This is a genomic window from Archaeoglobus fulgidus DSM 4304 (assembly GCF_000008665.1).
GTDB lineage: Archaea > Halobacteriota > Archaeoglobi > Archaeoglobales > Archaeoglobaceae > Archaeoglobus > Archaeoglobus fulgidus.
The window spans coordinates 2,061,990-2,086,188 of record NC_000917.1 but is presented as its reverse complement, the minus strand read 5'-3'; the positions used below and the strand labels follow the sequence as shown (position 1 = coordinate 2,086,188).

The window sequence follows — 24,199 nt, the reverse complement described above, 5'->3', positions numbered from 1 at the left end:
GTCAATCCTTTATTAGCTTATGGTTTGGTTCTTCGAGTACTACGACGGATGCGGCCTGGCAATCAAAGTGAAAAAGAAGCTTTACGAGGCAGAAGGGGTTCAGAAAGTCGAGATTTATGAGACCGAATCGATGGGAAAAATGCTCGTCATCGATGGAAAAATTCAGCTCACAGAACTTGATGAACCCTTCTACCACGAAATGCTCGTTCACGTTCCGATGCTTTCCCACGAAAATCCGAGAAAGGTTGCGGTCATAGGTGGTGGTGACGGTGGAGCGCTGAGAGAGGTTCTGAAGCACAATGTTGAGAGGGCGGTGCTGGTTGACATAGACAGGAACGTTATCGACCTATCAAGAAAGTTTTTGAAGATTGACCACGGTGCATTCGAGGACGAGAGGGTTGAGATAGCGATTATGGATGGAAAGGAGTTTCTGAGAGACTGCGAGATTTTTGATGTGATCATAGTGGACAGCACTGATCCAGTAGGTGTTAGCGACACGCTCTTCGACAGAGAGTTCTTCGAGCTTGCGAGGCAAAAATGCGATGTGATAAGCCTTCAGTCTCAGTCTCCTCTAATTCAGAAGGAGTACTTCAGAACGCTGCTTGTCAACTCCGCCCCCTTTGAAAGGAGGGATGTTTACCTGTCATGCGTTCCGACCTACCCTCTTGCCCTCTGGAGCTTTATAATTGGTGGAGAATACGACTTCAGCAATCTTGAGGAAAGATTTGAAAGAATAAAGGGGAAAACCGTTCACTACAACCCTGATGTCCACAGAGCTGCATTTGCTTTGCCTGAGTGGCTCAAAAAGGAGGTGGAAGCATGTATCTGACAAAGGATGAGGAGAGGCTGCTTGAGAGTGACAACGATACAATAAGAAAGTGCATGGAAATTCTTGTTGCAGAAGGAGAGGCAAATGAGGCCGAAAGGCTTGTGGAGGTGAAATCGGCGCACATTTCCGGGGTTAGCTACGACAACATCGGTGAAGCTGGACTGGAGTGGCTTGAAAGTCTTGATGCCAAGCTGAAAGTTCCCGCAACGCTCAATCCTGCGGGCATGGATGTGGAGAGATGGAGGGAGATGGGTATAGATGAGGAGTTCCATGAGAAGCAGATGCGCGTTCTGAGAGTTTTTGAGAGGCTTGGGGTTAGGATGACTCTGACGTGCACACCCTACTACCTTCTCAGGCCAGAGTTCGGCGACCATCTGGCCTGGGCTGAAAGCTCTGCAATAGTCTACGCAAACTCCATAATAGGGGCGAGAACTGAGAGGGAGAGCGGGCCATCAGCAATAGCTGCTGCCATAATCGGCAAAATTCCCTACTACGGTGTGCACATAAAGGAGAACAGGGCACCGACAATCTTCGTCAGGCTAAAGGGTGACCTTGCAGCAGCGGGTTACAAGGCTGGAAGGGAGTTGAGAGACCAAATACCCTACTTCGTCTTTGACAGGAGCGTGACTGAGGAGGAGTTAAAGCTTCTCGGTGCGGCGCTTGCCGCAACCGGAAATACCGTGATGTTTCATGCTGAAAATTACACTCCCGAGTGGAAGGATTTTGAGAAGCCGGCTGAAAAAATCGAGGTTGACGATAGGCTTGAAAGGGCGTGTGAGCCAGATTTAATCACAATTGGATGTCCTCACGCCTCTGTCAGGGAGCTTGAAACGATCTTAAAGCTGATGGGGGGCAGAAAAGCCAAAAAAGAGTTCTGGGTGTTTACAGCAAGAGATGTTGCGAGAAAAGCTGAAAAAATCGTCCAGAAGCTTGAGGAACTTGGCGTAAAAGTTTTCTCGGACACCTGCATGGTGGTGTCACCGGCAACCTCAAAGTTCAGGTGCATTATGGTGAACTCTGGAAAGGCGCTGTACTACCTCCCGAACAAAAGGGATGTTGATGTAGCCTTTGGCGACTTAAGGAAGTGCGTCGAGACGGCCGTTAGCTGATCTTCAGCCATTTTTTGATGTTATCCCGAACCTTTTCCGGGTTCTCTCTTAGCTCCCTCCTCTTAACGAGCAAGTAATCAGCTTTTTTGGCTCCGCACTTCAGAGCGAAGCTTTTGTAAAATTCGGCATATCTTCTCTCGTCAAAGCCACCGTAGCAGATTATCATTCGGATTTCCCTGCCTTTAGCGAACTTTTTCAGGAAGGCTGTTACAGGTGGGCAGTTGAAAGTCCATTTCGGGAAGCAAAGGATTATTTCTTTACCTGTCGGAGGCTGGACGTCAATTTTAACTGCCATGCAGGGGACGAAGGAGAGCAGAAGCCATGCAATGTAGGGAAGCCTGAGGCTCTTGATTTCTCTTAACTCAACAGCGAGCTCATCTGCAACCATTTCCGCAATTTTTCTGCTGTTGCCGGTGAAGGTGAAGAAGTAAAGGTTCACAAGCTTTGTTTTGCTTGATTTTCAAAAAGGTTTGGGGCATAGGAAAGTCGGATAGCAGCATGCATATATTGAACAGAATCCAACCTTGTAGAACTCCACTGCTCATCAGCCCCTTCTGCCTTAAACTGGTGCCATATTTTTCAGTATTTAAAGATGGTTTTGAAACCAATTTGACAGGGCTTTAAAACTCCCTCAACCAAAACAATAAAAATTATCAACCTCTCAGCCAACTCCTTTTATGCCAGCCTACGTCTTCAGCAAGGAGAGCTTTCTGAAGTTTCTTGAGGGGCATCTGGAGGATGATGTTGTTGTCGTCGTCTCAAGCGATGTGACGGACTTCTGCAAGAAGCTCTCCGAGTCAATGGTTGGGGAGAAGGAGTACTGCTTTGCTGAATTTGCCTTTCCAGCAGACATCTTTGATGCGGACGAGGACGAGATTGACGAGATGATGAAGTACGCCATCGTTTTTGTGGAGAAGGAGAAGCTGAGCGAGGCGGGTAGAAACGCAATCAGATGAGATGGCAGGAGTTTGAGGGGGAAGTAAGGAGGATTTGCGAGGCACACGACTTCTCAACGAAGTTCAGGTTCGTTTTCAAAGATGAGGAGGGGAGGGCAGAGATTGACGTTGTGGCCGAGCGCTACGGAATTGTGCTGTGCTTCGATGCCAAGCTATACTCAGCCTCAAGGTACAGAGCTTCCCAGCTGCGAAGAGAGGCAGAGAAGCACAGAAGGCGCTGCGAGAGGTTTTCTGCCTTAACAGGAAAAAGAGCCATTCCTGTTGTTGTTAGCTTAATTGACGATTCACTGCGCTTTCACTCAGGCTGCATAATCGTCCCCTATCACTCCTTAAACGAGTTTCTGACGAACCTGCACTTCTACTTGGCAGAATTCGGCTTCCTTTAGCTGTTTTGATGTTTTCAGCCCCTAATCTCCCTCGCCAAACCTCTCCCCCACCCACTTACCGAAGTTCAGCAGGGTGTTCTCGCTGAAGTAGTTCCCTATGACCTGCAGGCCAACCGGCAGGCCTTTAACCATCCCGACGGGAACGCTCAAGGCAGGCAATCCCGCAAGGTTCACGGGGACGGTGTTCACATCAGCTTTATACATTGTCAGCGGGTCGGCCAGCTCCCCGATCTTGAAGGGCAGTGCTGGCATTGTTGGCGAAATCAGAACATCATACTCCTCAAAGGCCTTCTTGAAATCCCTTATGACGAGCGTTCTCACCTTCTGCGCCTTGAGGTAGTATTTTCCGTAGTAGCCTGCTGACAGAGCGTAGCTGCCGAGCATTATTCTCCTCTTCACTTCATCACCAAAGCCCTCTGCCCTAACCTTCGAGAAGTACCTCCGCCAAGAGTCCAGCTTTTCAAGGGCGAAGCCGTATCTCACTCCATCATACCTTGCGAGGTTGGATGAAGCCTCGCTCATGGCGATGATGTAGTACGCAGCGAGGGCATACTTGAAGGAGGGCATGCTCACCTCTCCAACCTCATGCTTCTCCCTGATAACCTCAACAGCTTCGTTGAAGCGTTTCATGACGTCATCATTTCCTCCCATCTCCGCAATTATGCCAACCCTCAGCTTCCTGTCCTCTGGCTCAAACCTGAACTCCCTTCCTGCGTTGGTTGAGTCCCTCGTATCTTTGCCCGCTATCACCTCAAGCAGCAGAGCCAGATCCTCGATGCTGTCTGCCATCGGCCCTATCTGCTCAAGGGAGTTGGCGTAGGGAATTAAGCCATACCTCGAAACGAGGCCGTAGGTTGGCTTCAGCCCGTAAACTCCGCAGAAGCTTGCTGGACACCTTATGCTCCCCCCAGTGTCGCTTCCCAGCGAAAGAACAGCCTCATCTGCAGCGATTACCGCACCACTCCCACCGCTGCTCCCTCCTGCAACTCTCGCTTCATCGTGGGGATTTCTCACAACTCCAAAGTAGCTGGTTTCCGTTGTGGTGCCCATGGCAAACTCGTCCATGTTGGCCTTGCCGATGATTATGGCCCCTTCCTGCTTCAACTTCTCGACAACATGGGCATCAAAAACAGGCCTGTAGTTGCTGAGCATCTTGGAGGCGCAGGTTGTGAGAATGCCCTTTGTTGAGATGTTGTCCTTAACAGCAACAGGAATCCCCGCAAGCCTACCCTTAAGCTCCCCCCTGTCATACTTCTCGGCCATTTTCAGCGCTTCATCCTTGCAGACAGTGATGTAGGCGTTCAGCCTGCTCTTCTCAATTCTTTCGAGCATCTCAGAGACGGCATCGTAGCATCCCTGACTCTCAACCTTCTCCTTCCATTCTGCAATCCTCACTCCACCACCCTCGGCCCCTTGAAGTAGCCCTCCTCCTTATGCTTCGCGTTGCTCAAAGCCTCCTCCTGCTTCAGACACTCTCCCGGCTCATCTTCTCTGAAGACGTTGGTCAGGGGAAGAACGTGAAAGGTGGGCTCAACATCCTCCTCGACCTCGTCGAGGATGTTGAAGTAATCGAGAATCGTCTCAAACTCCTTCCTGAACTTCTCCGCCTGCTCCTCAGTTATCTCAATTTTTGCGAGCTCGGCAGTGTGGTAAACATCCTCGATGGATACCATGAAGGGTGGTTAAGGGTGGGTAATAAATGGTTTTTCTAGTTTTGGGGGCTGGGGGTGTGCCTTTAGATGAGGGAATTATTCCATGATGTCACAGAATGTACAACAAACCAAAAATCTCAAAACCTCAAAGCCCTCAAAGCAGCCTCCCTCATCACCCCAACGTCAGGCTCAATGCCCGTCCAGATTTCGAAGGCCTTTGCCCCCTGATGGACGAGCATTTCTATGCCGTAAACGACCTTGCAGCCCCTCTTCTTCGCCTCACGAATCAGCGGGGTTTCCATAGGATTGTAAACGGTGTCAAAGACCAGCTCAACTCCATCGAGCATTGAAGGCGGAACCGGAATTTCTGCCTTAAATCCCCGCATTCCGAGAGGTGTGGCGTTAACAACAACATCCACCTTCCCTTTCAGCTCCTCTACTCTGCTCAAAGGCCAGAAAATGCACTCCCCATATCTTCTCAGCATTTCAACCGCTTCTCTCCCCTTCTCCTCGGTTCTGTTTGCAACGATAACAGTTGAGCCCATATCCAGCAAAGCCAATGCAGCAGCCTTCCCCGCCCCGCCTGCACCAACAACCAGCGCAGTCTTCCCACCAAGCTCGGTTCCCGAAAGGGCTGCCTTGACACCATAAACATCCGTGTTGTATCCCACCATCTCAACAAGGTCGATGGTGTTCACTGTCTTTATCTTAGCCGCCTCACCTTCAAGCTCAACGAACTCCACGACGCTCTCCTTGAAGGGGATCGTGACGTTAAGCCCCCTGAATCCCAAGGCTTTAGCACCGAAAACTGCATCCCTCAGCCTGTCTGGCTTAACCTCAAAAGCCAGATAAATCCCCTCTATCCCCTCATGCTGTAAAGCTGCATTGTGCATTGCGGGAGAGACTGAGTGCTTGATGGGGTAACCTATGACGCCAAGGTAGAGCATGCCTCATAGTGGTCATGCAGTAAAAAAGGGTTTTCGGAGCGGTAAGTATTTATCCAAAGCGGCAGAGTATCGGTGATGAGAAGCTACGAGGAACTCCTTGAAAGAGCCTTCGAGAAGCTTGCAGATAAGGATGTGGTGAGAAGGGAGAGGTTCGAGATACCGAGAGTTAGCATTCAGAGAGAGGGGGCGAGAACGATTTTGAAGAACTTCTCACAGATTGCAAAAACCCTGAACAGAAGTGAGGATCACCTGTACAAGTACATCGTCAAGTCGCTCGGTACTGCCGGCTTCATCGACAACGGAAGGCTGGTTCTTCAGGGCAAGTTTACGGAGAGCGAGCTGCAGAAAGAGGTTGACGATTACGTGAGGCTTTACGTCCTATGCAGAGAGTGCAACTCTCCCGATACGGAATTCATCAAAGAGGAGAGAGTGCTGATGCTCCGCTGCCTTGCTTGTGGAGCTAAGCACCCGGTGAGAAACATCTGATGTTCAGAATGCGAGTTTACAGAGTGAAGGGAGAAGTGCTCGTTGCCGTCTGCGATTCGGACATAGTGGGCAAAACCTTCAGAGAGGGAGATCTGAAAATAGAAGTCAAGGAGAGCTTCTACGGTAGCGAAGAGGTCGGAGAGGAGGAGGTTAAGAGAGCGCTGAGGAATGCAACGATTGCGAACATAACAGGCAAAAAAGCGGTGGAGCTTGCTGCAAGAATCGGCATCATCGACAGAAATAGAGTTCTCTACATAGGAGGATGTCCGCACGCTCAGATGGTAGTAATGTGATTCCCACCCAGGAGATTGCTGCAAAGGTTCTGGCCGAGGTCGAGAGGAGCAGAATTTCGGTAAAGTCGGCTGTTCAGAAGCTTGCCGGGGGCTTTGACTACAAGGTAAGGGGTAGCGTTCACGCCTACAGCGTTGAAACTCTCAAGAGGCTCAACGCAATAGACTACTTCCTTAAATCAACCCTCAAAAAATTCGACGGGCTCGACCCGTTTACCAGAAACCTGCTCAGGATTGCCGTTTACGAGATGAAGTACAAAGGCGTGCATCCAGCTCTCGCCACAGATTCTGCTGTGAGAATTGCAAGGGAAAGGGGAAAGGCCTCTCTTGTTAATGCGGTTCTCCGCAAAGTGGAAAAGCTTGATATTCAGGCAGAGGGCAGGCTGAAGGAACTTTCCCTCACATACTTCCACCCAGAGTGGTTTGTAAAGTACGCCATCGAACTTCTCGGTGAGGATGGGGCGCTGAAGCTGATGAAGGCAAACCTGAGGAATCCCCCAACTTACGTGAGGGTTAATGAGCTGAAAGGGTCTGTGGAATCTGTTAGAGAGTATCTGGAGAAGAACGGCGTCATTCTGGAGGAGACTTTTCTGGATGAGGTTTTCCGCGTTAAAGGTTACGAAAAGCATCCAGCCTCACTTGACTGGCACTCGGAAGGAAAGTACGTTATACAGGACCTGGCATCGTGCTTCGTTTCGCATGCCCTCAACCCATCTCCGGGAGACGTGGTCATCGACCTTGCCGCCGCTCCAGGAATGAAGACCGCCCACATGGCGATGCTGATGCAAAATGAAGGAAGAATCGTGGCGGTTGACAACTCTCCGAGCAGGGTGCGAAGGATGAGGAGCAAGCTGAAGCAGCTTGGTGTCAAAAACGTTGAGATAAAGCTCGGCGATGGATGCGTTTTTGAGTGTGAGGCTGACAAGGCTCTCGTCGATGCACCGTGCTCCTCAACTGGCAACTACGCATCCCAGCCAAACGTCAAGTGGACGTTCGACGAAAGAAAGTTCAGAGCTACAATGAAGGTTCAGAGGAAGATGATTGCCAACGCCCTGAGGAATGCCGATGAAGTCGTTTATGCAACCTGCAGCATAACCTTCGAGGAGAATGAGGAGAATCTGCTCAAAACCGGGGCGAAGATTCTGCCCCTCCCCTCGCCCTTCGGAAGGGGTGTAAGGGAGTTTAGAGGTGTGCTGTTCAGGGACTGGGAAAAGGTCGTGAGAAGCTTTCCACATCTCCACGATACTGCGGGGTTCTTCATCTCAAAGCTGACCCGCGATGGTTAGCGCTGAAAGAGAGGCGGCGAAGGTAAGGCAGTTGGCGGAGCCTATAACATCCCCATTAACTCCACCGAAGTGCTTTTCAGAGTAGGCCTTAAGCAGGAGCACCACAGCAAATCCCGAAGCGAGCGCTGCTAAAGATTCGATGCCCACTTTGTAGCAGAGAAGCACGACGGGAACCGCACCGATGAAAACGTCCTTTGAGGAAATTTTCTCCATAAAATACGAGCCCATTCCGTCCCAAGAAGGCCTGGAGAGGAGCATCAGGAGTAGCATGGAGTACTTTGCGAGAACCTGGGATAGGGCTATTTCCCAGAAGTCTGAGCGGTAGAGCAGGGTGTAAAGCAGGAGAAAGTAAACAACGACAACAGCAACACCACCCGCTCCGGTGTTGAGGTCCTTGATTGCCTCTCTTTTTCGGTTTTTGGGAGCGAAGAGAGCATCCCCGAAGTCAGCGAGACCGTCAACGTGGTTTATGCCCTCAGCCCCAAGGTAGAGCACCAAAGCCAAAAACCTGATATCGACAAAATTCCTGATGAAATGAGGAACGGAAACGATTAGTGCAATCAGGATAGCCGCATAGGGGAAAAGCCAGAGATTTTTTCTAAGCTCCTCAACGTCTCCACCTAACGGCAGAGTCGTTAAAAAGGAAATTGCTGATCTGATTGCCTTAATCATACCTCACACTTTTGAAGCCGTACTCGCCCCTTAGGGGCACAAATCGCACAGAACCCCAGTTCTTCTTCCTTACATTGCCGCTCTCATCCTTTTCCACGATTATCAGCCACTGCACGGAGTCACCTACAGGAATGACCATCCTGCCTCTGGGCTTTAGCTGCTCTATCAGCGGCTTGGGGATGTCAGGCGCCGCAGCGGTGACGTAGATTTTGTCGTAAGGAGCCTCTTTCTCGTAGCCCTTGCTCCCGTCGCCGACTATCACCTCAACATTGTCGTACCCAAGCGCCTTCAGAATCGCCCTAGCCCTCTCCGCCAGTTCAGGAATGTACTCGATGGATATCACCTTCCCGCTCTTCCCGACAATTTCTGCAGTCACAGCGGCGTGATATCCGCAACCCGTGCCCACCTCGAGGACCTTATCCCCCTCCCTCAAATCGAGAAGCTCGCACATGATCGCGACCATGTGGGGTGCGCTTATCGTCTGGCCGTAGCCTATTGGGAGGGGTGTGTCAACGTAAGCTTCATTTTTGTAGCTCTCGGGCACAAAAAGGTGTCTGGGCACCTTTCTTATCGCCTCGTAAACTTTCCTGCTCAGGTTAAGCTCCTGCCTCAATCTCTCTGCCAGCCTCTCTCTTTTCTCATCGTAGTCCATAACCTCTCAGCCCTCTCAACATCAGCAACGGTGTTTACGTTTACGACACTATCTTTCTCGATGCTATATATCTCTTCTTCCTGCCAGGTGTTGATCAGGAGAGAATCAATTATGTTAACTCCCACCGGCTCACCCTCCATAACCACCGTGAGAGCGGGTTTTATCGTTTTCATGTAAGCATCAACTATGTCAAAGGCTATATCTCTGATATAGACTATGTCGGCCGAAGCAACGATAACAGGCTCGTTGATGGCAAGCTCCCTGCAAGCTTCGCTGTAGTCTTCGATGTAACCTTTCCCCGCAGCCCTGTAAACCTCCACACCTTTTTCAGCGAGATAACTTTCCGTAGCTGGCGTGTGAGGGGAAGTTATGGCGATGACGTCGAAATCTTTGTATTGAAGCAGCGAGTGGTCGATGAGCTTCATCCCGCAAACCTCGAAGAGGGGTTTCTCTCCCCTTCCCAATCTCGTTCCCTTCCCGCCACACATCAGGAGAGTTAGCATGAACTATCGTCTCCAAAAGTTTTATTAATTGTCCCCTCAAAACTGCAAAAGCATGGCGAGAAAGAGAAGGGCTGCAAGAGTTAAGGATAAATGGACGTTGAAAAAGTGGTTTACGCTCATCGCTCCTGAGTACTTCGGAATGGCAGAGCTTGGAGAAACACCTGCTGACGATGCGAGCAAGGTCGTGGGGAGGACGGTGGAGACAACTCTGGCTGAGCTCACCAACGACTACTCCAACCAGAACACCTACAAGAAGCTCATTTTCAAGGTTTACAGGGTGGCTGGTGACAACGCCTACACCAAGTTCTGGAGATTTGAGCTTACAAGAGAGTACCTCAACAGCCTGACGAGGAGGAGAACGAGCAAAATTGAGGACATAGTTGATGTTACCACTGCTGACGGATACAAGCTTAGGGTTAAGTCGGTCGTCTTTACTGTCAGGAGGTGCAAGACGAGCCAGAAGAGGGCAATCAGGGCAATAATGAGGCAGATAGTCGTTGAAAAGGCAAGCTCGCTCAACTTCGTCCAGTTCCTTCAGGAGTGCGTTCTGGGCAAAGTTCCGGCGGAGATTTACAAGAATGCCAAGAAGATATACCCCATCAGGAGGGTTGAGATAAGGAAAATTGAGCTTCTTGCGGAACCTGCTGAGGCTGAAACTCAGCCTGCTGTTGCCGAGGCTGTTGCCTGAGTTGCGTGGTGGTGAAGATGAAGTCGATGTATGCTTATATCAGAGAAGCTTGGAAGAGACCGTACGAGGGGTATGTTGGAGAGCTAATGTGGCACAGGTTGCAGAAGTGGAGGAGGGAGCCTGCGGTTGTTAGAATTCCACGCCCGACGAGGCTCGACAGGGCGAGAGCATTGGGCTACAAGGCGAAGAAGGGAATCATAGTTGTTAGAGTCAGAATCAGAAGGGGAGGGAGAAGAGCAACGAGGCCCAACAAGGGAAGGAAGAGCAAGGGACTGATGGTGAACAGAAGAACGCCGAAAAAAAACCTGCAGTGGATAGCTGAGGAGAGGGCGAACAGGAAGTACCCCAACATGGAGGTTCTGAACTCCTACTGGGTCGGTGAGGATGGGAGGTACAAGTGGTTTGAGGTCATTTTGGTTGACAGAGACCATCCGGCCATAAAGAGCGATCCGCAGCTTTCGTGGGTTAGCAGAACCAGAGGAAGAGTTTACCGCGGTTTGACCTCGGCAGGAAGGAAGGCGAGAGGGCTGAGAAGAAAGGGCAGAGGAGCGGAGAAGGTCAGGCCAAGCCTCAGAGCTAACTTCAGGAAGAAGCGCAGATGAAAGGAAAGATTGAGTGGGTTAGAGTATCCGCAGTTGTCCACTCAACAGAAGACCGCGAAAAGGTTGGAGAAGCTATTTCCACTCTTTTTCCCTTTGAGTTTGAGATTGCTGTGAGCAAGGCCAAAGGCCATTACGGCAACCCGATGGAGTATCTCGAGGTTGAACTTACAAAAAGCTCCGAAATAAAGAAGTTCTGGAAGAATCTTCTCGAGCTTCTTGGGGAGCAGGCTGAAGAGATTTTGAGCACTCTTGAGGACAGAATAGACGAGCAGAATGTTCTGCACATCAGAATAGATAAGCAAAAAGCTTATCTTGGAGAAGTTTCCCTCACAAGTGGGGGAGACCCCATAGCGGTAAAGCTGAGGCTCGTAACTTATCCATCGAAGCGTGAGAAAGTCATAGAGTTTGCCAGAGAGCTATGTACGATTTCCTGAGGTTTTTTCCCGAGAACTTGCCTGATTTAGGCTTTAAAAGTTACGTTTTCATGCTCGAAAAACCGAAAGGCTGTGGAATTGTTATCAGGGCGAACTCTCCGGAGGAACTGAGAAAAAAGCTCAGAGGCGTTAAAAGGAGGGCCATAGTCGGCATTATCGGTAAGGAGGCTGTTTGCAGAGAGGCTGTGATGAGAAGAAGGGTTGACGTTATTCTTGACTGGGAGGACAGGGAGCTGGATTACGCAACGCTGAAGCTCGCTGCCGAGAAGGACGTTGCAATTGAGCTCAGCTTGTCCAAGTTTCTGAGGACTGAGGGCTACAAGAGAATGCACCTCTTCGAAAGGCTCAGGCAGGAAATAATGGTTATCAGGAAATTTGACGTGCCATTTATAGTTACAACGGCGGCGGAAAACCAATATGAGCTGAGAACGAGAAAGCAGGTCGAAACCTTCTTTAAGTTCTTTGGGGCCGAAATACCGAAGGCGAGATTGTATGCGCAAAGGCTTGTCAGGAGGTACTTCGACGAAAATTATATTATGGACGGATTTGAAGTTGAGCAGCTCTCGAATTCCGGTGTAGTGTAGATTTTACACTACGGGAGCGGTTAATTAAGCCCAAACCCCAACAGAAAACTTGATAAACTCTTGAACAGTTTTAATCATAATGCAGAATGTTGAATCGGAATTAAAGGATATCAGGCTCCCTTACAAAACAAAATCCCTCTGTCCTGAATGCCTGAAAATTCTTGAGGCTGAGGTTTACGAGGAGAACGGCAAAGTAATGATCAGAAAGGTTTGCGAGGAGCATGGAGAATTCGTTGACGTTTACTGGGGAGATGCCGAGATGTTCAAGAAGGCAGCGAGGTTCGCTGCCGACGGTCACGGCATCTCAACTCCAATCACACAGAACACTACCTGTCCCTTCAGCTGCGGGCTGTGCAACAACCACAAGAGCCACACAGCCCTGCTGAACATCGTTCTGACGAATCGCTGTGACCTGGCATGCTGGTACTGCTTCTTCTACGCCAGAAGGGCTGGCTACGTTTACGAGCCGACGATTGAGCAGATACGCGAAATGGTCAGGAAGGCGAAGAACATGAAGCCAATCGGCTGCAACGCGGTGCAGCTCACGGGAGGAGAGCCAACGCTGAGGGATGACCTGATTGATATAATCAGAATGATAAAGGAGGAGGGGTACGACCACATCCAGCTCAACACAAACGGGATAAGGCTTGCCGAGGACCCTGACTTCGCTCTCAGAGTTAGAGTGGCGGGGGTTAACACGGTCTACCTATCCTTCGATGGTGTTGATGAAAAAACCAATCCGAAGAACCATCACGAAATCCCGAAGATTCTTGAAAACTGCAGAAGGGCTCAGCTCGGACTTGTGCTCGTTCCAACTGTCATTAAAGGCGTCAACGACCACCAGCTTGGAGACATCATTCGCTTCGCAGCTGAGAACATCGATATCGTAAGGGGTGTTAACTTCCAGCCGGTCAGCCTCGTGGGGAGCATGCCAAGAAAGGAGAGGGAGCAGTTCCGCATAACGATTCCGGACTGCATAAAGGCAATTGAGGAGCAGACGAACGGAGAGATTGGCAGAGAGGACTTCTACCCCGTTCCGAGCGTCGTTCCCATTTCGAGATTTGTCGAGGCCCTCACAGGCCAGCCGCAGTATGAGCTAACAACGCACTTTGCATGTGGTATGGCAACCTACATCTTCAAGGATAACGGCAGGCTCATCCCCATAACGAGATTCGTAGACGTCGAAGGGCTTTTTGAGTTCCTCAACGAGAAGGCTGAGGAGATTGCCAAAAGCAGGATGAAGACAATAAGAGCCATCAAAGACATTATTGACCTGAGAAAGTTCGTGGACACATCAAAGGCTCCGAAGGGGTTCAACATTGCAAAGATTCTCTACGAAGTGCTAATCAAGCACGACTACTCCACCCTCGGAGAGTTCCATGTAAAGTCCCTTTTCATCGGAATGATGCACTTCCAGGATTTATACAACTACGACATTGCGAGGGTTGAGCGCTGTGAAATTCACTACGGCAGCCCCGATGGCAGAATCATCCCCTTCTGCACCTTCAATGTTATTCCCGAAAGGTACAGGGATGCTATACACGAGAAGTACGGAATACCCATCGAAGAGTGGGAGAAAAGGACGGGAAGGAAGCTGAAAGATGACATAAAAAGGGCCGTGCGGAGACCGAGATGAGAGCGTTCTTCGTCGGAAGGTTCCAGCCTTACCACCTCGGACACCACGAGGTTGTCAAGAACGTTCTGCAGAAGGTGGACGAGCTTATAATAGGGATAGGCAGCGCGCAGGAAAGCCATTCTCTCGAAAACCCCTTCACGGCAGGAGAGAGAGTTCTGATGATTGACAGAGCCGTGGACGAGATAAAGAGGGAGCTTGGAATCGATAAGAAGGTTTACATAATTCCGTTAGAGGACATATACCGAAACAGCCTCTGGGTCGCGCACGTCTGCTCGATGGTACCTCCATTTGACGTTGTTTACACCAACAATCCGCTCGTTTACAGGCTTTTCAAAGAAGCGGGCTTCAAAGTGATGCACACGAAAATGTACAATCGAAACGAGTACCACGGCACGGAAATCAGGAGAAAGATGCTCGAAGGTGAGGACTGGGAGAAGTACGTTCCAGAATCTGTAGCTGAGATAATAAAGGAGATAGACGGTATAAAGAGGCTGAGGGACATCTCCGGCAGGGACTTCTGATGTTCTCGGTTAAGTGGGGAGAGCTTTACTTCAACGTTGTTATGGAAGGGGGGAAGGCAGTAAAGTCCTACTTTTCAACGTATCCATCTTTTTCTTCCTCAGATTCCGAATACGCAAGGCAGCTTGAAAGGTACTTTTCGGGGGAAAGGGTTGAGGTCAGGATACCCTACAGGCTTAAGGCAAGCAGCTTCACAAGAAGGGTGCTTGAGGAGGTCAGCAGGATTCCGTACGGTATGGTTAGGATGTACTCAGATATCGCCAAAGCCCTTAACACCTCACCCAGGGCAGTAGGACAGGCGGTCAAGAGAAACCCTCTGCCTGTGATCATCCCCTGCCATCGGGTGGTTGGTAAAAAGGAGATTGGCGGATACACGGTAAGCTGCTCCGATATTGATGGAAAAAGTTTGAAGAAGAGGCTGCTCAGGCTTGAGGGCGTCTTTTGAGTATTGCAGCCCTTGAGGTATAAGTTATGACAACCTCCCCTCTCTGGTTCACGCCCTTTATGTCGTAAACAACGACTCCGTATGGCTTGCCCTCCTTGTCCTCCTTCCCGACAACCTCCAGAACGGCCCTTATTGTGTCCCCAATAAAGACGGGGTTCGTGAACCGAAGCTTGTCGATTCCGTAGAAAGCAACGATTGTCCTTTCCGTCAATCCGAGTCTCACGAGAAGCCCTGCCACGACGGACAGCGTTAAAAGACCGTGAGCAACTCTCTGACCAAAAATAGTCTTTTTGGCGAACTCCGCATCCGTGTGTATCGGGTTCCAGTCCCCGCTTAGCGATGCAAACATAACTATGTCCGCCTCGGTTACAGTCCTCGCCGCGCTCTCGACTTTCATTCCGATTTCAAAATCCTCGAAATAGAGGTTCTTCATGCAGGCAGTGTAACAAAAAATATTAAGAAATTTCGCTAAATTTGATTAAAATTCGACGAACTTTTCCTTTGGTGTGTTGCACAGCGGGCACTTCTCAGGAGCTTCACCCTCCATCGCGTACCCGCATACCGGGCAGACGTAGATTTTGTCCCTGTAGTCCTCTCCGCTCTCAATTAGCCTTTTGAAGATACCAGCGTGAACTTTTTCCGTTTCAAGAGCCCACTTTATGCTGTTCATCGCTCTCCTGTTGCCCTCCTTTTCTGCCTCCTCGTAGAACCTTGGATACATTTCCGTAATCTCATACGTCTCTCCCGCATAGGCGGTCTCGAGGTTCTTCCTCACGTCGTTCAAATCTTCAAGAACCTTTAGATGGTTCTTGGCGTGAACGAACTCGGAAAAGGATGCAGCCTCAAACACCCTTGCGATTCCCTCAAGCCCCTTACTTCGGGCTATTTCGGCAAAAATTCTGTATCTCACCATCGCCTGGCTCTCTCCGGCGTAGGCGTTTCTTAAGTTCTCCTCCGTTGTCATAAACATCACTCCTTCACCGCATAATAACATCTTTTTGGCGAGTGGACGAGTCCCTCCTTCCTAAGCTCCTTTATTATTTTCGAGACTTCCTTGCTGTCCAGTCCAGTCTCTTTGGCTATGTCGCCCGGCCTCACTGGCTTTCCCGCCCTTTTCATCGCCTCAAGAACAAGTTGCTTTGGGTCGCTCATAGCGTTAAATATTATTTCCGATATTTAAAGCTTAGGTTCGATATTCGGAAAAAATTTTAGAGAATGTTTTTAAAATCAAACTCTGAAAACTATGCCTGCGTAACCAACTACCTGGCTTCTGTCTGCAACGTCACCACTTGTCGAGTAGTCAACGAGCTCAGCTCTCGCCCCCTTGGCCTTTGAGTAGTACATAGCAACAGCTATGCAGCCGTAACCGCAAACGCTCGCCTGCAGCCTGTAAATTGTTTCGTAGTACTTTTTAACGTCCATCGACAGAATAGCATCGATTACTATGCTGTCGAGCCGTCTGCATTCCTCGTCGGGCAGGTAGTGGTGCATGTCGGATGAGGCTATTACAACCACCTTCCTACCTGTCTCCCTCTCAGCCGTCAGAATCTCTTCCGCCACCTCCATCGCAGTCTCTTCGTCCTGCATTCCGAGACAGATTGGAACGATTTTGAAGTCGTCGTGCAGGTACTGGAGAAAAGGAACCTGGACCTCGAGGGAGTGCTCGTAGCGATGGGCAATCTCGTCTGGGGCTGTGATTATCTTGGGCATCGCTTCAACGAATTCCGTATCCACCTCAACCTCGCCGAGAGGTGTCAGCCACGTGTCCGTCGATACCGCTACCGGCAGACCGTAGCCCGTGTGGTTGGGCCCGACAATGACGAAGGTTTCAGCATCCGGCAGTAAGGAGTGAACCTTTCCGGCTGTCCTTCCGGAGTAAACGTAACCGGCATGCGGAGAAACGCAGGCAATGACGCTTTCGTCCTTTGCTGGATAGGTGTACTCCCTCAGCATCGCGAGAAGCGATTCGGGATTGGCAGGGTAGAAGCTCCCCGCCACTCTTGGGTGTCTCATAATTTTAATGCGATTCCGAAAGTAAAAATTTTTGCTCAGTTTTAGAGTGGAAGGAGCCTTCTTGAACTTTTCAAGACCAACATTTTCAACTACTAATCCTGCTGTTACTCACCTAAAATCTGCGACGGCAAGGTTTAAATACAGGATGTTTACCTCGCACGGAAGAAGACCACGTATGGACGGCGAAGAGGAAATTGATCTGGACCGGAGCCTCAGAAACCTGCTTTTTGACGGATTAGCATCTCAGATAATGTTCTCCCTTCTGACCGTGTCGATAATCAGCTCATACCTTGCGTCAAGAAATGCATCACCGCTGCTAATTGGACTCGTTGCAGCAACCCCCTACCTCTCTCAGCTTGTACAAATTCCCTCAGCAATTTTTGCCGAGAAGTTCAGCAGAAAGAAACTTTCTCTCGTTTCAAACGCAGTTTCGAGGATTTCTCTTCTCGCAATGGCGTTTGCGGTACTCTCCGCCTCAGACCTCGTAATGTTCATCGCCTTCTTTGCGATATACAACGTTTTCAAGGAAATCTCAACCGCTCCGTGGAGTTCGTGGATGAGGGATCTGATTCCTGACAGCATCAGGGGGCAATACTACTCCACCAGAATGGCCTACGGAAAGCTGGTTTCACTGTTCGCAGTTCTCGCCTTCACAGTTATATTCAACCTGCTCGGCTCAGCAACTTTCCCGCTCCTCTTCTCAACGGCCTTCATTGCGGGTATGGTCAGCCTTTACTTCATCAACGGGATAGATGACGTTAAGGTGGGCAAAACGGGCAGAAGGAGTCTTAAAGCACCTCTGAAAAACAGAAACTTCCTGAAGCTAATTTCTGGAACCTCACTGTGGAGATTTGCCTCAGAATTGGCTCTCCCCTTCTACTCTGTTTACATAATTGCCGTGCTTAAGTATCCGGTCTGGATTGTTATTGCCCTCACAGCAGTAAGCCAGCTTAGCTCGATTTACTTCCTGAGGATTTCGGGAAGAATTATGGACAGGTTCGGAAACAGGCCCGTGCTTGCGTTGTCTTTTACAGCCTTCTCCATTGCGGCGTTTCTGTTTACCTTCACCACCATGCCTGAAAGGCACCTGTTTACGCTTCCACTGCTCGTTGTCATTTACGTTCTTGATGGATTCTACACATCAGTGCCGGGGATTGCTCTGATGAACGTCGTTGCGAAGATCAGTCCAAAGGGCTCATCCGCCTCATACTACGCCTTGAACTACGTCATCAATTCAGTTTTCGGAGCTGCTGGCTCTTTAACTGGTGGAATTGTAGCTTCCTTCTTCGTTTCCGCAAACTTTGCTGTGAAGATTGACATCGAATCGTCACTAGGCTTTCTGGAAGTTCCCGCCCTGCACTTCGCCTCCTACGACTTCCTGTTTTTGATTTCAGCCGCTATTTCACTCGCAGCCATTAAGATGCTCAGGCTCTTCGATGAGGAAAATGCCAAAGACGAGCAGACGGTGAAGGTTGAAATGAAGCGTGCAGTTATAACCGACATCTGCTCTCTTATGACTGCAATGCACATTCCGCTTCCCAACACAAGCAACTACGTTAAATTCGCTAATCAATCCGGCTTTTCAGCTCTTTCCCTCAACTATCAGCCATCGCTCGAACCTCTCCCCTCGATTCCTGAGGACCTGAATAAGGGGTCTTAAATGATTGAGCTTCTGATATCCATCCTAACATATGCACTGATATCTCTTCAGAGCTTCTACCGCAAAATGGACAGGCCGGCAGCATCGACAATAGGTGCCGCTTTAATGCTCGCCTTTGGTGTGATGAGCCTCAAAGAGGCTGTCAGAGCCATAGACTACAACACGATAATGCTCCTTTTCGGCATGATGGTCCTGACAGCCTACCTTGGAATTGCTGGCTTTTTCGACTGGCTCGCCTCGAAGATAATGGGGTTTTCTGGAAACGGGAAGAGGTTGCTCTTCACAATAGTTTTCTCATCCGGATTCCTTTCGGCACTTTTTGTAAACGACACCATCTGCGTTTTCATGACCCCCGTGGTTGTCAGGGTAGCTCTTTCAGCTGGAATCAGCCCAATTCCTTTGCTGATTGCCCTCGCAACATCCGCCAATGTTGGAAGTGCGGTAACGATAATCGGAAATCCGCAGAACATGCTAATAGGTCTGAAATCGGGCATTGGATTTGTTCAGTTCACTGCAAAAATGCTTCCCGTTGGAGTAGCGGGGATTTTCATAGTTTATTCGGTCATATACGTTCTTTACAGAGGGGAGCTTGGTAAACTCAGGAATGGAAAAATCGAGGTGAACCTCAACAGGAGGTTAGCGGCAAAGGGCTTGCTCACCTTCGCTTTAGTTCTAATTCTCTTTGTCACCGAGTTCTATCCCGTCTCGCTCTCAGCCTTCATTGGAGCGGCAATAATGTTTGCTATAGGTGGAGTAAAGCCGAGAGAAGCGCTCGAGAAGGTTGACTGGGGATTGCTGCTTCTATTCTGCAACCTCTTCATTGTTATGCATGGATTTGAGAAGAGCTACGGCGAGAAAATCCTTTCGATGCTGAGCTTTGGCGAGAGTTTTGCCGACTACCTTTACTTCAGCCTTCTCACCGTTGCGGGAAGTAATCTGGTCAGCAACGTTCCATTCGTGATGATGGTCCTGCCAGCAGCTAAAGGTGCGGCTGCAGACTTCTGGCTAATTCTTGCAATGGCCTCAACCTTCGCCGGGAACCTCACGCTGATAGGGAGCGTTGCAAACCTTATAGTGGCTGAGAGCGCGGAGAGACATGGAGTCCACCTCTCCTTTTTCGAGTATCTGAAGGCTGGAGTTCCTGTAACCTTTGCAACCGTGCTGGTTGGAGCTTTGCTGATTTACATTACGTAGGTGGGGTTATGATTGGTCCCGAGCACGAATTTTCTATAAACGATGAGAACTTCAATCCTGTTCCCATTTCAGATGAGATACTAAAGAAGATAGGGGGTAGAACAGTTAACGAGGCAAAACTGGGCAGAGTGGTAATAGGCAAGGAGTTGCAGAAACACGTTATCGAGCTAAAACCTGCAAGGCCCTTTGAAAGCCTATCCGAGTTCGAAGAAACTATGCAGGAAGGCGTTGAGGAGCTTCTTAGCGTTATGGACGGCTACAAACTTTTAGGACTGGGAATGCACCCCCTTCTCAGGCTTGAGGATGCCAAAGTTTGGAATCACAGAGACAGAAGGATATACCAAGCCTACGACAGGCTTTTCAACATAAAACAGCATGGCTGGCTTAACATCCAGAGCTATCAGCTGAACATACCTTTTTCTTCCGAAAAGGAAGCGGTAGAGCTTCACAACAAGATAAGAGTTCTGCTTCCCTACATTGCTGCGGTAGCTTCAGCCTCTCCAATCTGCGAGGGGAAGTCTTACTACGTTGACACAAGACTTTACTTTTACCGCATAAACCAGAAGGAAGTTCCGGAAATCTGCAACGATGTAATTCCAGAAAGAATATCCAGCCTAAAGGAATACAGGAGCATTCTTAACGGCATCTACGAGGAGCTGAGAAGAAAAGGAGCTTACGTCCTCTGCAGGGAGTGGGTGAATTCGAGAGGTGTTATAGTGAGGTTCAGCAGGAAATGCCTTGAGATAAAGGTGATGGACGAGCAGGAGTGCATCAAGAGCGATGTTGCTCTTACAGCGTTCATCAGAGCAATTCTTAGAGCTGAACTTGAAGAACTGCCAGTAGATGTGCTGATTGAGAAGCTCAACAGCGCGATGAGGAGCGGAACCGAGAAGCTGAAGCCTGAGTTAAAGGAGCTGTTAAAGAAGTCAAAAGAGCACGCCGATGAGGAGGAGAGAAGGTATATGAAGGTCGTGAAACTGAGAATCGAGGAGGGCAGTCTGGGAGAGCGCATCCTTATGAACATGCCTGAGATTAGCAGGGAGGAAATAATCAGCCTTTGCGAGGAGCTTTCCAGATGCCTTGAAAGAAACGAGGTGTACTTATGACTGACTTTTACGAAGTCTGCTCCAGATGCGGTGGGAAGTGCTGCATCGATGCCAAACCTCCAATTACTGAAAGGAGGCTGAGGATTCTGCTGGATTCCGGAATAAGCTTAGAGCTTTTCGATTTTGAAGAATACACACATCCAAAGATGAAGGAAAACGGCTACTGCGTGTTTTTTGATGAGAAAGAGAAGAAATGCCTGATTCACAGCATCAAGCCCGAAACCTGCGTTGCAGGACCTTTCACCTTCGACCTGAGGGAGGGTAAAATTGATATATACCTCAAAAAGGAGTCAATATGCCCGATTGTAACGCTTCTCAGGCAAAACGAGGGGATTTACAGGAAGCAGTACGAAAGGGCTGTGGAAGCTATTAAGACTCTCGTTAAAGAACTCGATGAAAGGGCTTTGAGGAGGATTCTGGAGATTGACGAACCTGAAACTGAGAAGGTTGGTGAGTTTCCTTTGAGTTAGCTAAACACCGAACTCCTCCTCCAAAAATTTCTCAAGCTCCTTAACGAACCTTTCTGCCAGCCTGAAATACCTCTCAGCATCATCTTTTTTGTAAGCGTCAAGCGGATTCCAGACTCCTTTTGAGTAGTCTATCGGATACCTCGTTCTCAACCAGTGCTTCTCGAGCTCCACAGCTATTTCGTAAATTTCCTCAAGCTGGGGGTACAGAATGACGAACTCGTCGTAAAATAAGCCGGAAACTCTGTGCTCCTTGACCTATTCCCTTCAAAACAAGTGCTGCTTTAATGGCCTTTTCCACAGCCTGCTGACTGTGGTAGATACTGTCGGCAGGAACTATGTCCATCAGCACTTCAGCAGATTTTAAATCCGCTTTAGCTCTCTCAAGCCACAACCTTGCTTTTTCCAACATTTTCAGCCACCTCTCTCAAAAACTTGATGTAGAACTCCCCATAAATCGGTTTACACTCCTTTACGATTTGGGTGAAAAAAGGGTCTCCTTTATGAATCAGCTCCAGAGCGGTTCTCATGGTCAGAGCATGTATCTCAACCTTGCCCTTCTCAAACTTCTCCGCCTTATTTCTGCTCTCCTCATCCTTTGTTATTATCAGCAAATCATAATCAGAAAACTTTCCCGCTTTTCCCTTAGCCTGAGAGCCGAAAAGCGCTATCGCTTTCGGCTTAACTTCCCCGATTATTTCGTTAATTAGTTCTTTCTGCATAGTAATCCCTCACCCTTAAAATATTAAAATCAAATGGTTCAGCCTACCAGAGCCTGAATAATCTTTTGGTAAAGCTCAGGATTCTTGGCATCCTCGTAGCCGTGCATAATTGTGGGATTGTCGTTGACCTCTATAACGTAGTAACAGCCATTGACCTCTTTTATGTCCACTCCATACAGCCCGTCCCCTATGCTCTTCGCAGCCATCACCGCAGTTTTTCTCAGCTCTGTGGGAGCGTTTTTGACCTTAATTGCCCTCACGTCTCCCCACGTCTTCTTTCCCTCTACATTGTCGCAGACCTTCCAACCACCCTTCGGCATTAAGTACTTGCATACGTAGATTACCTCTCCTTTCAGCACTCCAACCCTCCAGTCGAATGCTGTGGGCAAGTATTCCTGCAGAATCAGAGCCTTGCTCCTCTTCATGAACCTCTTTGCTGTTTTAACCAGCTCCTGATAGCTGTTAGCCTTCTCCACATACAGAGAGAACCTCGAATTCGGACTTTTAACCACAACAGGGTATCCGAGCTGTTCAGCATAGCTCTCAAGGTTTTCAAAGTCGCCGTAGAAGAACAGGGTTTTTGGAATTCTGACGGAATTTTTCATGAGCCTTTTGTACATGTCTATCTTGTTGGAGCAGATTCTGATGCTCTCGGAATCGTCTATGACCTTCTTTCCCTTCTCCTCAGCCAGCCTTGACACAACGTAAGATACGAAGAGCGGGTCGGTTGTTGCTCTAATGAAAATTGAGTCGTAATCGTCAATCCTCGAAAGGATTTCCTTTCCAAGAACATCGAAGCTGTGGCCCATGCTTTCAGCGGTGGATTTGAAGATTTCCATGGCCTGTCTTTCCTCTTTGCTCTTGAAGTTGTAGCTTTCAGCGAAGCAGGCAATTTTCATAAAGCACCTCAAAAACGAGCCTTAGATTTATCTCACCCTTTTCGACGGGCATGAAGTAGAAGGGCTTTGCCATTCCGTCGGTAACGTCAACAAGAACCTTACCGAGCGGTATTCTGAGGCCTTTGAAAATTTTCTCCGCTATGAAATTGTACTCCTCCTTGTCAGCTCTCCAAAGGTAAAGGTTGAAGGAGTCGTATTTTTCGGATTTCACCTGCACCACTGGATAGCGGTTCATGCTTAACCTTTTGAAGGCTTTTGCATACTGATGGCTGGTTTTCACAACCTTTGCTGAGTTCTTGGAGAATGGGTTCAGTGGTAAAAGCACTCCTCGCTCGAATTTAGGTTCTGAGCGAATGCTGAACTCAGGCGTTTCCAGACCGAGCTTCCTCACGGCGTTCATGAAAAGAGGCGCTCTGTACGCATCGAGGGCGTTTTTGACGGGAGGAAAAACCTCACAGCCATTTTCTTCAGCATGCAGAGACACAAAATAGCCCTTTGTCAAAAATCTATAGTCGCCAAGCAAATTTAAAACGCTGTCAGCCACCTCTCGCCTTAAAAAATCATCCGGAGGCTCCAAATCCTCGCCGTCACCGACTAAAATCATGTTATTAAAGTCTTACACAGATGATATAAATCTTATCATCTGGTTATCGGTTCAGAATTTTTATACGAATGTCAAATAATTAATTTCCTAATTTTAATTTTATTATTTATCTCTTAATCAAAATTTTTATTCCAGATTTTAATTTTCGTGCAAAATATCGCTAAAAATGGCCTGATTTCGATTTAGTTACGTTTTGTGGAATTTTATCAGCATCTGGCAAATCAAATTAAAGCAATGCTTAAATACTCAGCGTATACTAAACCGTAAGGTGTACGGAAATGTTCGAGGCGATTAACGAAGGATTGGACGGGATTAAGGGAGTCTCAGAGCCCAGAAGCGAAACTCAGGTAATTTCTCCACCCAAATTGCTGCCGAGAAAAGTGTTCTTCACCAAAGGCGTTGGCAGGCACACCGACCCTCTGGTGAGCTTTGAACTCGCTCTGAGAGATGCGGGGATAGAGAAGTTCAACCTCGTCACTGTAAGCAGCATTTACCCACCTTACTGCGAGATTGTGGAAGCTGAAAAGGGATTGTCGGAGCTCTTTCCGGGACAGATAGTCTTCTGCGTGATGTCCAGAATGACAAGCAACGAGCAGGGGAAGAGGATTTTCGCCAGCGTTGGGGCTGCGATTCCTCCCGACCCCTCGCTAAACGGATATCTAACCGAATACCACGGATACTGCAATGGAGAGGATGCTGGAAGGCACGCGGAGGAGAGCGCGGCCTACATGCTTAAGACAGCTTTCGAAATAGAGCCTGCAAGGACGTTCAACATCACGGTTGAGGCTGATGTTGAGGACTGCACAACCGTTGTTGCCGCTGCCGTTTTCGTGATCTGAAATGAGGCCGACAGAGCCG

34 protein-coding genes and 1 pseudogene are annotated in these 24,199 nt (G+C 49.0%); 19 read left to right on the top strand and 16 right to left on the bottom strand.

The window, feature by feature from the left end:
• The first annotated feature begins 19 nt into the window (after positions 1 to 19).
• Positions 20 to 829: a spermidine synthase gene (gene speE, locus AF_RS11760; protein ID WP_010879823.1), complete on the top strand. Its 810-nt coding sequence runs from the start codon at positions 20 to 22 to the stop codon at positions 827 to 829.
• The gene (locus AF_RS11755) at positions 820 to 1,938 is read left to right on the top strand and encodes an aconitase X catalytic domain-containing protein (RefSeq protein ID WP_048064561.1); all 1,119 of its coding nucleotides are present in this window, start codon (positions 820 to 822) and stop codon (positions 1,936 to 1,938) included. The genes speE and AF_RS11755 overlap by 10 nt, the downstream gene beginning before the upstream one ends.
• Here the strand turns inward: AF_RS11755 and AF_RS11750 are convergent.
• Positions 1,931 to 2,377: a flavodoxin family protein gene (locus AF_RS11750; RefSeq protein WP_010879821.1), complete on the bottom strand. Its 447-nt coding sequence runs from the start codon at positions 2,375 to 2,377 to the stop codon at positions 1,931 to 1,933. The two genes, AF_RS11755 and AF_RS11750, sit on opposite strands and share 8 nt — an antisense overlap.
• Positions 2,378 to 2,615: 238 nt before the next feature.
• On the opposite strand from AF_RS11750, the gene AF_RS11745 reads away from it, so the two are divergent.
• Positions 2,616 to 2,894: an AF2331 family protein gene (locus tag AF_RS11745; protein WP_010879820.1), complete on the top strand. Its 279-nt coding sequence runs from the start codon at positions 2,616 to 2,618 to the stop codon at positions 2,892 to 2,894.
• Positions 2,891 to 3,280: a hypothetical protein gene (locus tag AF_RS11740; protein ID WP_010879819.1), complete on the top strand. Its 390-nt coding sequence runs from the start codon at positions 2,891 to 2,893 to the stop codon at positions 3,278 to 3,280. The genes AF_RS11745 and AF_RS11740 overlap by 4 nt, the downstream gene beginning before the upstream one ends.
• Positions 3,281 to 3,301: 21 nt before the next feature.
• On the opposite strand, the gene gatA is transcribed toward AF_RS11740, so the two are convergent.
• The 3 genes from gatA to aroE all read right to left on the bottom strand — a co-directional run bounded on the left by gatA (position 3,302) and on the right by aroE (position 5,879).
• Positions 3,302 to 4,675, bottom strand: coding sequence for an Asp-tRNA(Asn)/Glu-tRNA(Gln) amidotransferase subunit GatA (gene gatA / locus AF_RS11735; RefSeq protein ID WP_010879818.1), 1,374 nt, complete (start codon positions 4,673 to 4,675; stop codon positions 3,302 to 3,304).
• Positions 4,672 to 4,953 (bottom strand): Asp-tRNA(Asn)/Glu-tRNA(Gln) amidotransferase subunit GatC, encoded by a 282-nt coding sequence (gatC, locus tag AF_RS11730; protein WP_010879817.1) that lies wholly within the window; start codon positions 4,951 to 4,953, stop codon positions 4,672 to 4,674. The genes gatA and gatC overlap by 4 nt, the downstream gene beginning before the upstream one ends.
• A 116-nt stretch (positions 4,954 to 5,069) precedes the next feature.
• Complete coding sequence (gene aroE, locus AF_RS11725) at positions 5,070 to 5,879, bottom strand: shikimate dehydrogenase (RefSeq protein WP_010879816.1); 810 nt, start codon at positions 5,877 to 5,879, stop codon at positions 5,070 to 5,072.
• Between the two features lie 75 nt (positions 5,880 to 5,954).
• On the opposite strand from aroE, the gene AF_RS11720 reads away from it, so the two are divergent.
• Genes AF_RS11720 through AF_RS11710 form a run of 3 tightly spaced genes read left to right on the top strand, consistent with a single transcriptional unit; the run spans position 5,955 to position 7,941 of the window.
• The gene (locus AF_RS11720; RefSeq protein ID WP_048064560.1) at positions 5,955 to 6,365 is read left to right on the top strand and encodes a translation initiation factor IF-2 subunit beta; all 411 of its coding nucleotides are present in this window, start codon (positions 5,955 to 5,957) and stop codon (positions 6,363 to 6,365) included.
• A gap of 8 nt (positions 6,366 to 6,373) precedes the next feature.
• Positions 6,374 to 6,658, top strand: coding sequence for a DUF424 domain-containing protein (locus tag AF_RS11715; RefSeq protein ID WP_010879814.1), 285 nt, complete (start codon positions 6,374 to 6,376; stop codon positions 6,656 to 6,658).
• Positions 6,655 to 7,941: an RsmB/NOP family class I SAM-dependent RNA methyltransferase gene (locus tag AF_RS11710; protein ID WP_143274480.1), complete on the top strand. Its 1,287-nt coding sequence runs from the start codon at positions 6,655 to 6,657 to the stop codon at positions 7,939 to 7,941. Before AF_RS11715 ends, AF_RS11710 begins: the two co-directional genes overlap by 4 nt.
• On the opposite strand, the gene cobS is transcribed toward AF_RS11710, so the two are convergent.
• The 3 genes from cobS to AF_RS11695 are packed head-to-tail and all read right to left on the bottom strand — an operon-like array spanning position 7,918 to position 9,768.
• Positions 7,918 to 8,613 (bottom strand): adenosylcobinamide-GDP ribazoletransferase, encoded by a 696-nt coding sequence (gene cobS / locus AF_RS11705; protein WP_010879812.1) that lies wholly within the window; start codon positions 8,611 to 8,613, stop codon positions 7,918 to 7,920. The genes AF_RS11710 and cobS overlap by 24 nt on opposite strands.
• Complete coding sequence (locus AF_RS11700; protein ID WP_010879811.1) at positions 8,606 to 9,265, bottom strand: protein-L-isoaspartate O-methyltransferase; 660 nt, start codon at positions 9,263 to 9,265, stop codon at positions 8,606 to 8,608. The genes cobS and AF_RS11700 overlap by 8 nt, the downstream gene beginning before the upstream one ends.
• Positions 9,223 to 9,768: a TIGR00454 family protein gene (locus AF_RS11695; RefSeq protein WP_010879810.1), complete on the bottom strand. Its 546-nt coding sequence runs from the start codon at positions 9,766 to 9,768 to the stop codon at positions 9,223 to 9,225. The genes AF_RS11700 and AF_RS11695 overlap by 43 nt, the downstream gene beginning before the upstream one ends.
• 52 nt (positions 9,769 to 9,820) lie before the next feature.
• On the opposite strand from AF_RS11695, the gene AF_RS11690 reads away from it, so the two are divergent.
• The 7 genes from AF_RS11690 to AF_RS11660 all read left to right on the top strand — a co-directional run bounded on the left by AF_RS11690 (position 9,821) and on the right by AF_RS11660 (position 14,676).
• Positions 9,821 to 10,456, top strand: a complete 636-nt coding sequence (locus tag AF_RS11690) for a 30S ribosomal protein S3ae (protein ID WP_010879809.1) — start codon at positions 9,821 to 9,823, stop codon at positions 10,454 to 10,456.
• A gap of 17 nt (positions 10,457 to 10,473) precedes the next feature.
• The gene (locus AF_RS11685; protein ID WP_010879808.1) at positions 10,474 to 11,058 is read left to right on the top strand and encodes a 50S ribosomal protein L15e; all 585 of its coding nucleotides are present in this window, start codon (positions 10,474 to 10,476) and stop codon (positions 11,056 to 11,058) included.
• A complete protein-coding gene (locus AF_RS11680) occupies positions 11,055 to 11,492 on the top strand; it encodes an RNA-binding domain-containing protein (RefSeq protein ID WP_010879807.1) in 438 nt (145 codons plus the stop codon). The genes AF_RS11685 and AF_RS11680 overlap by 4 nt, the downstream gene beginning before the upstream one ends.
• Positions 11,477 to 12,076, top strand: coding sequence for an RNase P subunit p30 family protein (locus AF_RS11675; protein ID WP_010879806.1), 600 nt, complete (start codon positions 11,477 to 11,479; stop codon positions 12,074 to 12,076). The genes AF_RS11680 and AF_RS11675 overlap by 16 nt, the downstream gene beginning before the upstream one ends.
• Positions 12,077 to 12,155: 79 nt before the next feature.
• Positions 12,156 to 13,712: a tetraether lipid synthase Tes gene (gene tes / locus AF_RS11670; RefSeq protein WP_010879805.1), complete on the top strand. Its 1,557-nt coding sequence runs from the start codon at positions 12,156 to 12,158 to the stop codon at positions 13,710 to 13,712.
• Positions 13,709 to 14,233, top strand: coding sequence for a nicotinamide-nucleotide adenylyltransferase (locus tag AF_RS11665; RefSeq protein WP_010879804.1), 525 nt, complete (start codon positions 13,709 to 13,711; stop codon positions 14,231 to 14,233). The genes tes and AF_RS11665 overlap by 4 nt, the downstream gene beginning before the upstream one ends.
• The gene (locus AF_RS11660; protein WP_010879803.1) at positions 14,233 to 14,676 is read left to right on the top strand and encodes a methylated-DNA--[protein]-cysteine S-methyltransferase; all 444 of its coding nucleotides are present in this window, start codon (positions 14,233 to 14,235) and stop codon (positions 14,674 to 14,676) included. Before AF_RS11665 ends, AF_RS11660 begins: the two co-directional genes overlap by 1 nt.
• Here the strand turns inward: AF_RS11660 and AF_RS11655 are convergent.
• From AF_RS11655 to AF_RS11640, 4 genes are all read right to left on the bottom strand, one after another.
• A complete protein-coding gene (locus AF_RS11655; protein ID WP_010879802.1) occupies positions 14,654 to 15,109 on the bottom strand; it encodes a MaoC/PaaZ C-terminal domain-containing protein in 456 nt (151 codons plus the stop codon). The two genes, AF_RS11660 and AF_RS11655, sit on opposite strands and share 23 nt — an antisense overlap.
• 45 nt (positions 15,110 to 15,154) lie before the next feature.
• Positions 15,155 to 15,640 carry a rubrerythrin family protein gene (locus AF_RS13785; protein ID WP_143274479.1) on the bottom strand — a complete coding sequence of 162 codons (486 nt, stop codon included), beginning with the start codon at positions 15,638 to 15,640 and terminating at the stop codon, positions 15,155 to 15,157.
• A gap of 5 nt (positions 15,641 to 15,645) precedes the next feature.
• Complete coding sequence (locus AF_RS11645; protein WP_257640147.1) at positions 15,646 to 15,840, bottom strand: MarR family transcriptional regulator; 195 nt, start codon at positions 15,838 to 15,840, stop codon at positions 15,646 to 15,648.
• 63 nt (positions 15,841 to 15,903) lie between these two features.
• Positions 15,904 to 16,689 (bottom strand): MEMO1 family protein, encoded by a 786-nt coding sequence (locus AF_RS11640; RefSeq protein ID WP_010879799.1) that lies wholly within the window; start codon positions 16,687 to 16,689, stop codon positions 15,904 to 15,906.
• A 175-nt stretch (positions 16,690 to 16,864) separates the two neighbouring features.
• On the opposite strand from AF_RS11640, the gene AF_RS11635 reads away from it, so the two are divergent.
• From AF_RS11635 to AF_RS11620, 4 genes are read left to right on the top strand one after another with little or no spacing between them, the layout of a single operon-like run.
• Positions 16,865 to 18,349, top strand: a complete 1,485-nt coding sequence (locus AF_RS11635; RefSeq protein ID WP_148183489.1) for an MFS transporter — start codon at positions 16,865 to 16,867, stop codon at positions 18,347 to 18,349.
• Positions 18,350 to 19,543: an anion transporter gene (locus AF_RS11630; protein WP_010879797.1), complete on the top strand. Its 1,194-nt coding sequence runs from the start codon at positions 18,350 to 18,352 to the stop codon at positions 19,541 to 19,543.
• A gap of 8 nt (positions 19,544 to 19,551) precedes the next feature.
• Entirely contained in the window at positions 19,552 to 20,649 is a 1,098-nt protein-coding gene (locus AF_RS11625) for a glutamate-cysteine ligase family protein (RefSeq protein WP_010879796.1), read from the top strand.
• Positions 20,646 to 21,119: a YkgJ family cysteine cluster protein gene (locus AF_RS11620; RefSeq protein ID WP_010879795.1), complete on the top strand. Its 474-nt coding sequence runs from the start codon at positions 20,646 to 20,648 to the stop codon at positions 21,117 to 21,119. The genes AF_RS11625 and AF_RS11620 overlap by 4 nt, the downstream gene beginning before the upstream one ends.
• Here AF_RS11620 and AF_RS13620 read toward each other — a convergent pair.
• The 5 genes and pseudogenes from AF_RS13620 to AF_RS11600 all read right to left on the bottom strand — a co-directional run.
• Positions 21,120 to 21,359, bottom strand: a pseudogene (locus tag AF_RS13620) (HEPN domain-containing protein); the annotation flags it as partial.
• A complete protein-coding gene (locus AF_RS13930; protein WP_372430047.1) occupies positions 21,310 to 21,462 on the bottom strand; it encodes a HEPN domain-containing protein in 153 nt (50 codons plus the stop codon). The gene AF_RS13930 and the pseudogene AF_RS13620, both read right to left, overlap by 50 nt.
• A 37-nt stretch (positions 21,463 to 21,499) precedes the next feature.
• A complete protein-coding gene (locus tag AF_RS11610; RefSeq protein ID WP_010879793.1) occupies positions 21,500 to 21,838 on the bottom strand; it encodes a nucleotidyltransferase domain-containing protein in 339 nt (112 codons plus the stop codon).
• 38 nt (positions 21,839 to 21,876) lie between these two features.
• On the bottom strand, positions 21,877 to 22,737 hold the full coding sequence (locus tag AF_RS11605) for an ATP-grasp domain-containing protein (RefSeq protein WP_010879792.1): 861 nt from the start codon (positions 22,735 to 22,737) through the stop codon (positions 21,877 to 21,879).
• Positions 22,715 to 23,341 (bottom strand): RimK-like ATPgrasp N-terminal domain-containing protein, encoded by a 627-nt coding sequence (locus AF_RS11600; RefSeq protein ID WP_010879791.1) that lies wholly within the window; start codon positions 23,339 to 23,341, stop codon positions 22,715 to 22,717. The genes AF_RS11605 and AF_RS11600 overlap by 23 nt, the downstream gene beginning before the upstream one ends.
• A 278-nt stretch (positions 23,342 to 23,619) precedes the next feature.
• Between AF_RS11600 and AF_RS11595 the strand changes: the two genes are divergently transcribed.
• Positions 23,620 to 24,180, top strand: coding sequence for a pyruvoyl-dependent arginine decarboxylase (locus AF_RS11595; RefSeq protein WP_010879790.1), 561 nt, complete (start codon positions 23,620 to 23,622; stop codon positions 24,178 to 24,180).
• The last annotated feature ends 19 nt before the right edge of the window (positions 24,181 to 24,199 follow it).

Excerpts from the sequence above, each read along its gene's own strand:
- AF_RS13785 (WP_143274479.1), bottom strand. The coding sequence starts at position 15,640 with ATGACAACGGAGGAGAACTTAAGAAACGCCTACGCCGGAGAGAGCCAG.
- AF_RS11685 (WP_010879808.1), top strand. The coding sequence starts at position 10,474 with ATGAAGTCGATGTATGCTTATATCAGAGAAGCTTGGAAGAGACCGTAC.
- AF_RS11630 (WP_010879797.1), top strand. The coding sequence starts at position 18,350 with ATGATTGAGCTTCTGATATCCATCCTAACATATGCACTGATATCTCTT.
- AF_RS11715 (WP_010879814.1), top strand. The coding sequence starts at position 6,374 with ATGCGAGTTTACAGAGTGAAGGGAGAAGTGCTCGTTGCCGTCTGCGAT.
- AF_RS11675 (WP_010879806.1), top strand. The coding sequence starts at position 11,477 with ATGTACGATTTCCTGAGGTTTTTTCCCGAGAACTTGCCTGATTTAGGC.
- AF_RS11755 (WP_048064561.1), top strand. The coding sequence starts at position 820 with ATGTATCTGACAAAGGATGAGGAGAGGCTGCTTGAGAGTGACAACGAT.
- gatC (WP_010879817.1), bottom strand. The coding sequence starts at position 4,953 with ATGGTATCCATCGAGGATGTTTACCACACTGCCGAGCTCGCAAAAATT.
- AF_RS11680 (WP_010879807.1), top strand. The coding sequence starts at position 11,055 with ATGAAAGGAAAGATTGAGTGGGTTAGAGTATCCGCAGTTGTCCACTCA.
- AF_RS11745 (WP_010879820.1), top strand. The coding sequence starts at position 2,616 with ATGCCAGCCTACGTCTTCAGCAAGGAGAGCTTTCTGAAGTTTCTTGAG.
- AF_RS11700 (WP_010879811.1), bottom strand. The coding sequence starts at position 9,265 with ATGGACTACGATGAGAAAAGAGAGAGGCTGGCAGAGAGATTGAGGCAG.
- AF_RS11690 (WP_010879809.1), top strand. The coding sequence starts at position 9,821 with ATGGCGAGAAAGAGAAGGGCTGCAAGAGTTAAGGATAAATGGACGTTG.
- AF_RS11625 (WP_010879796.1), top strand. The coding sequence starts at position 19,552 with ATGATTGGTCCCGAGCACGAATTTTCTATAAACGATGAGAACTTCAAT.
- AF_RS13930 (WP_372430047.1), bottom strand. The coding sequence starts at position 21,462 with ATGGACATAGTTCCTGCCGACAGTATCTACCACAGTCAGCAGGCTGTG.
- AF_RS11610 (WP_010879793.1), bottom strand. The coding sequence starts at position 21,838 with ATGCAGAAAGAACTAATTAACGAAATAATCGGGGAAGTTAAGCCGAAA.
- AF_RS11695 (WP_010879810.1), bottom strand. The coding sequence starts at position 9,768 with ATGCTAACTCTCCTGATGTGTGGCGGGAAGGGAACGAGATTGGGAAGG.
- AF_RS11635 (WP_148183489.1), top strand. The coding sequence starts at position 16,865 with ATGGACGGCGAAGAGGAAATTGATCTGGACCGGAGCCTCAGAAACCTG.
- AF_RS11665 (WP_010879804.1), top strand. The coding sequence starts at position 13,709 with ATGAGAGCGTTCTTCGTCGGAAGGTTCCAGCCTTACCACCTCGGACAC.
- AF_RS11620 (WP_010879795.1), top strand. The coding sequence starts at position 20,646 with ATGACTGACTTTTACGAAGTCTGCTCCAGATGCGGTGGGAAGTGCTGC.
- speE (WP_010879823.1), top strand. The coding sequence starts at position 20 with ATGGTTTGGTTCTTCGAGTACTACGACGGATGCGGCCTGGCAATCAAA.
- cobS (WP_010879812.1), bottom strand. The coding sequence starts at position 8,613 with ATGATTAAGGCAATCAGATCAGCAATTTCCTTTTTAACGACTCTGCCG.
- AF_RS11740 (WP_010879819.1), top strand. The coding sequence starts at position 2,891 with ATGAGATGGCAGGAGTTTGAGGGGGAAGTAAGGAGGATTTGCGAGGCA.
- AF_RS11600 (WP_010879791.1), bottom strand. The coding sequence starts at position 23,341 with ATGATTTTAGTCGGTGACGGCGAGGATTTGGAGCCTCCGGATGATTTT.
- AF_RS11655 (WP_010879802.1), bottom strand. The coding sequence starts at position 15,109 with ATGAAGAACCTCTATTTCGAGGATTTTGAAATCGGAATGAAAGTCGAG.
- AF_RS11605 (WP_010879792.1), bottom strand. The coding sequence starts at position 22,737 with ATGAAAATTGCCTGCTTCGCTGAAAGCTACAACTTCAAGAGCAAAGAG.
- AF_RS11660 (WP_010879803.1), top strand. The coding sequence starts at position 14,233 with ATGTTCTCGGTTAAGTGGGGAGAGCTTTACTTCAACGTTGTTATGGAA.
- AF_RS11720 (WP_048064560.1), top strand. The coding sequence starts at position 5,955 with ATGAGAAGCTACGAGGAACTCCTTGAAAGAGCCTTCGAGAAGCTTGCA.
- tes (WP_010879805.1), top strand. The coding sequence starts at position 12,156 with ATGCAGAATGTTGAATCGGAATTAAAGGATATCAGGCTCCCTTACAAA.
- AF_RS11640 (WP_010879799.1), bottom strand. The coding sequence starts at position 16,689 with ATGAGACACCCAAGAGTGGCGGGGAGCTTCTACCCTGCCAATCCCGAA.
- AF_RS11595 (WP_010879790.1), top strand. The coding sequence starts at position 23,620 with ATGTTCGAGGCGATTAACGAAGGATTGGACGGGATTAAGGGAGTCTCA.
- aroE (WP_010879816.1), bottom strand. The coding sequence starts at position 5,879 with ATGCTCTACCTTGGCGTCATAGGTTACCCCATCAAGCACTCAGTCTCT.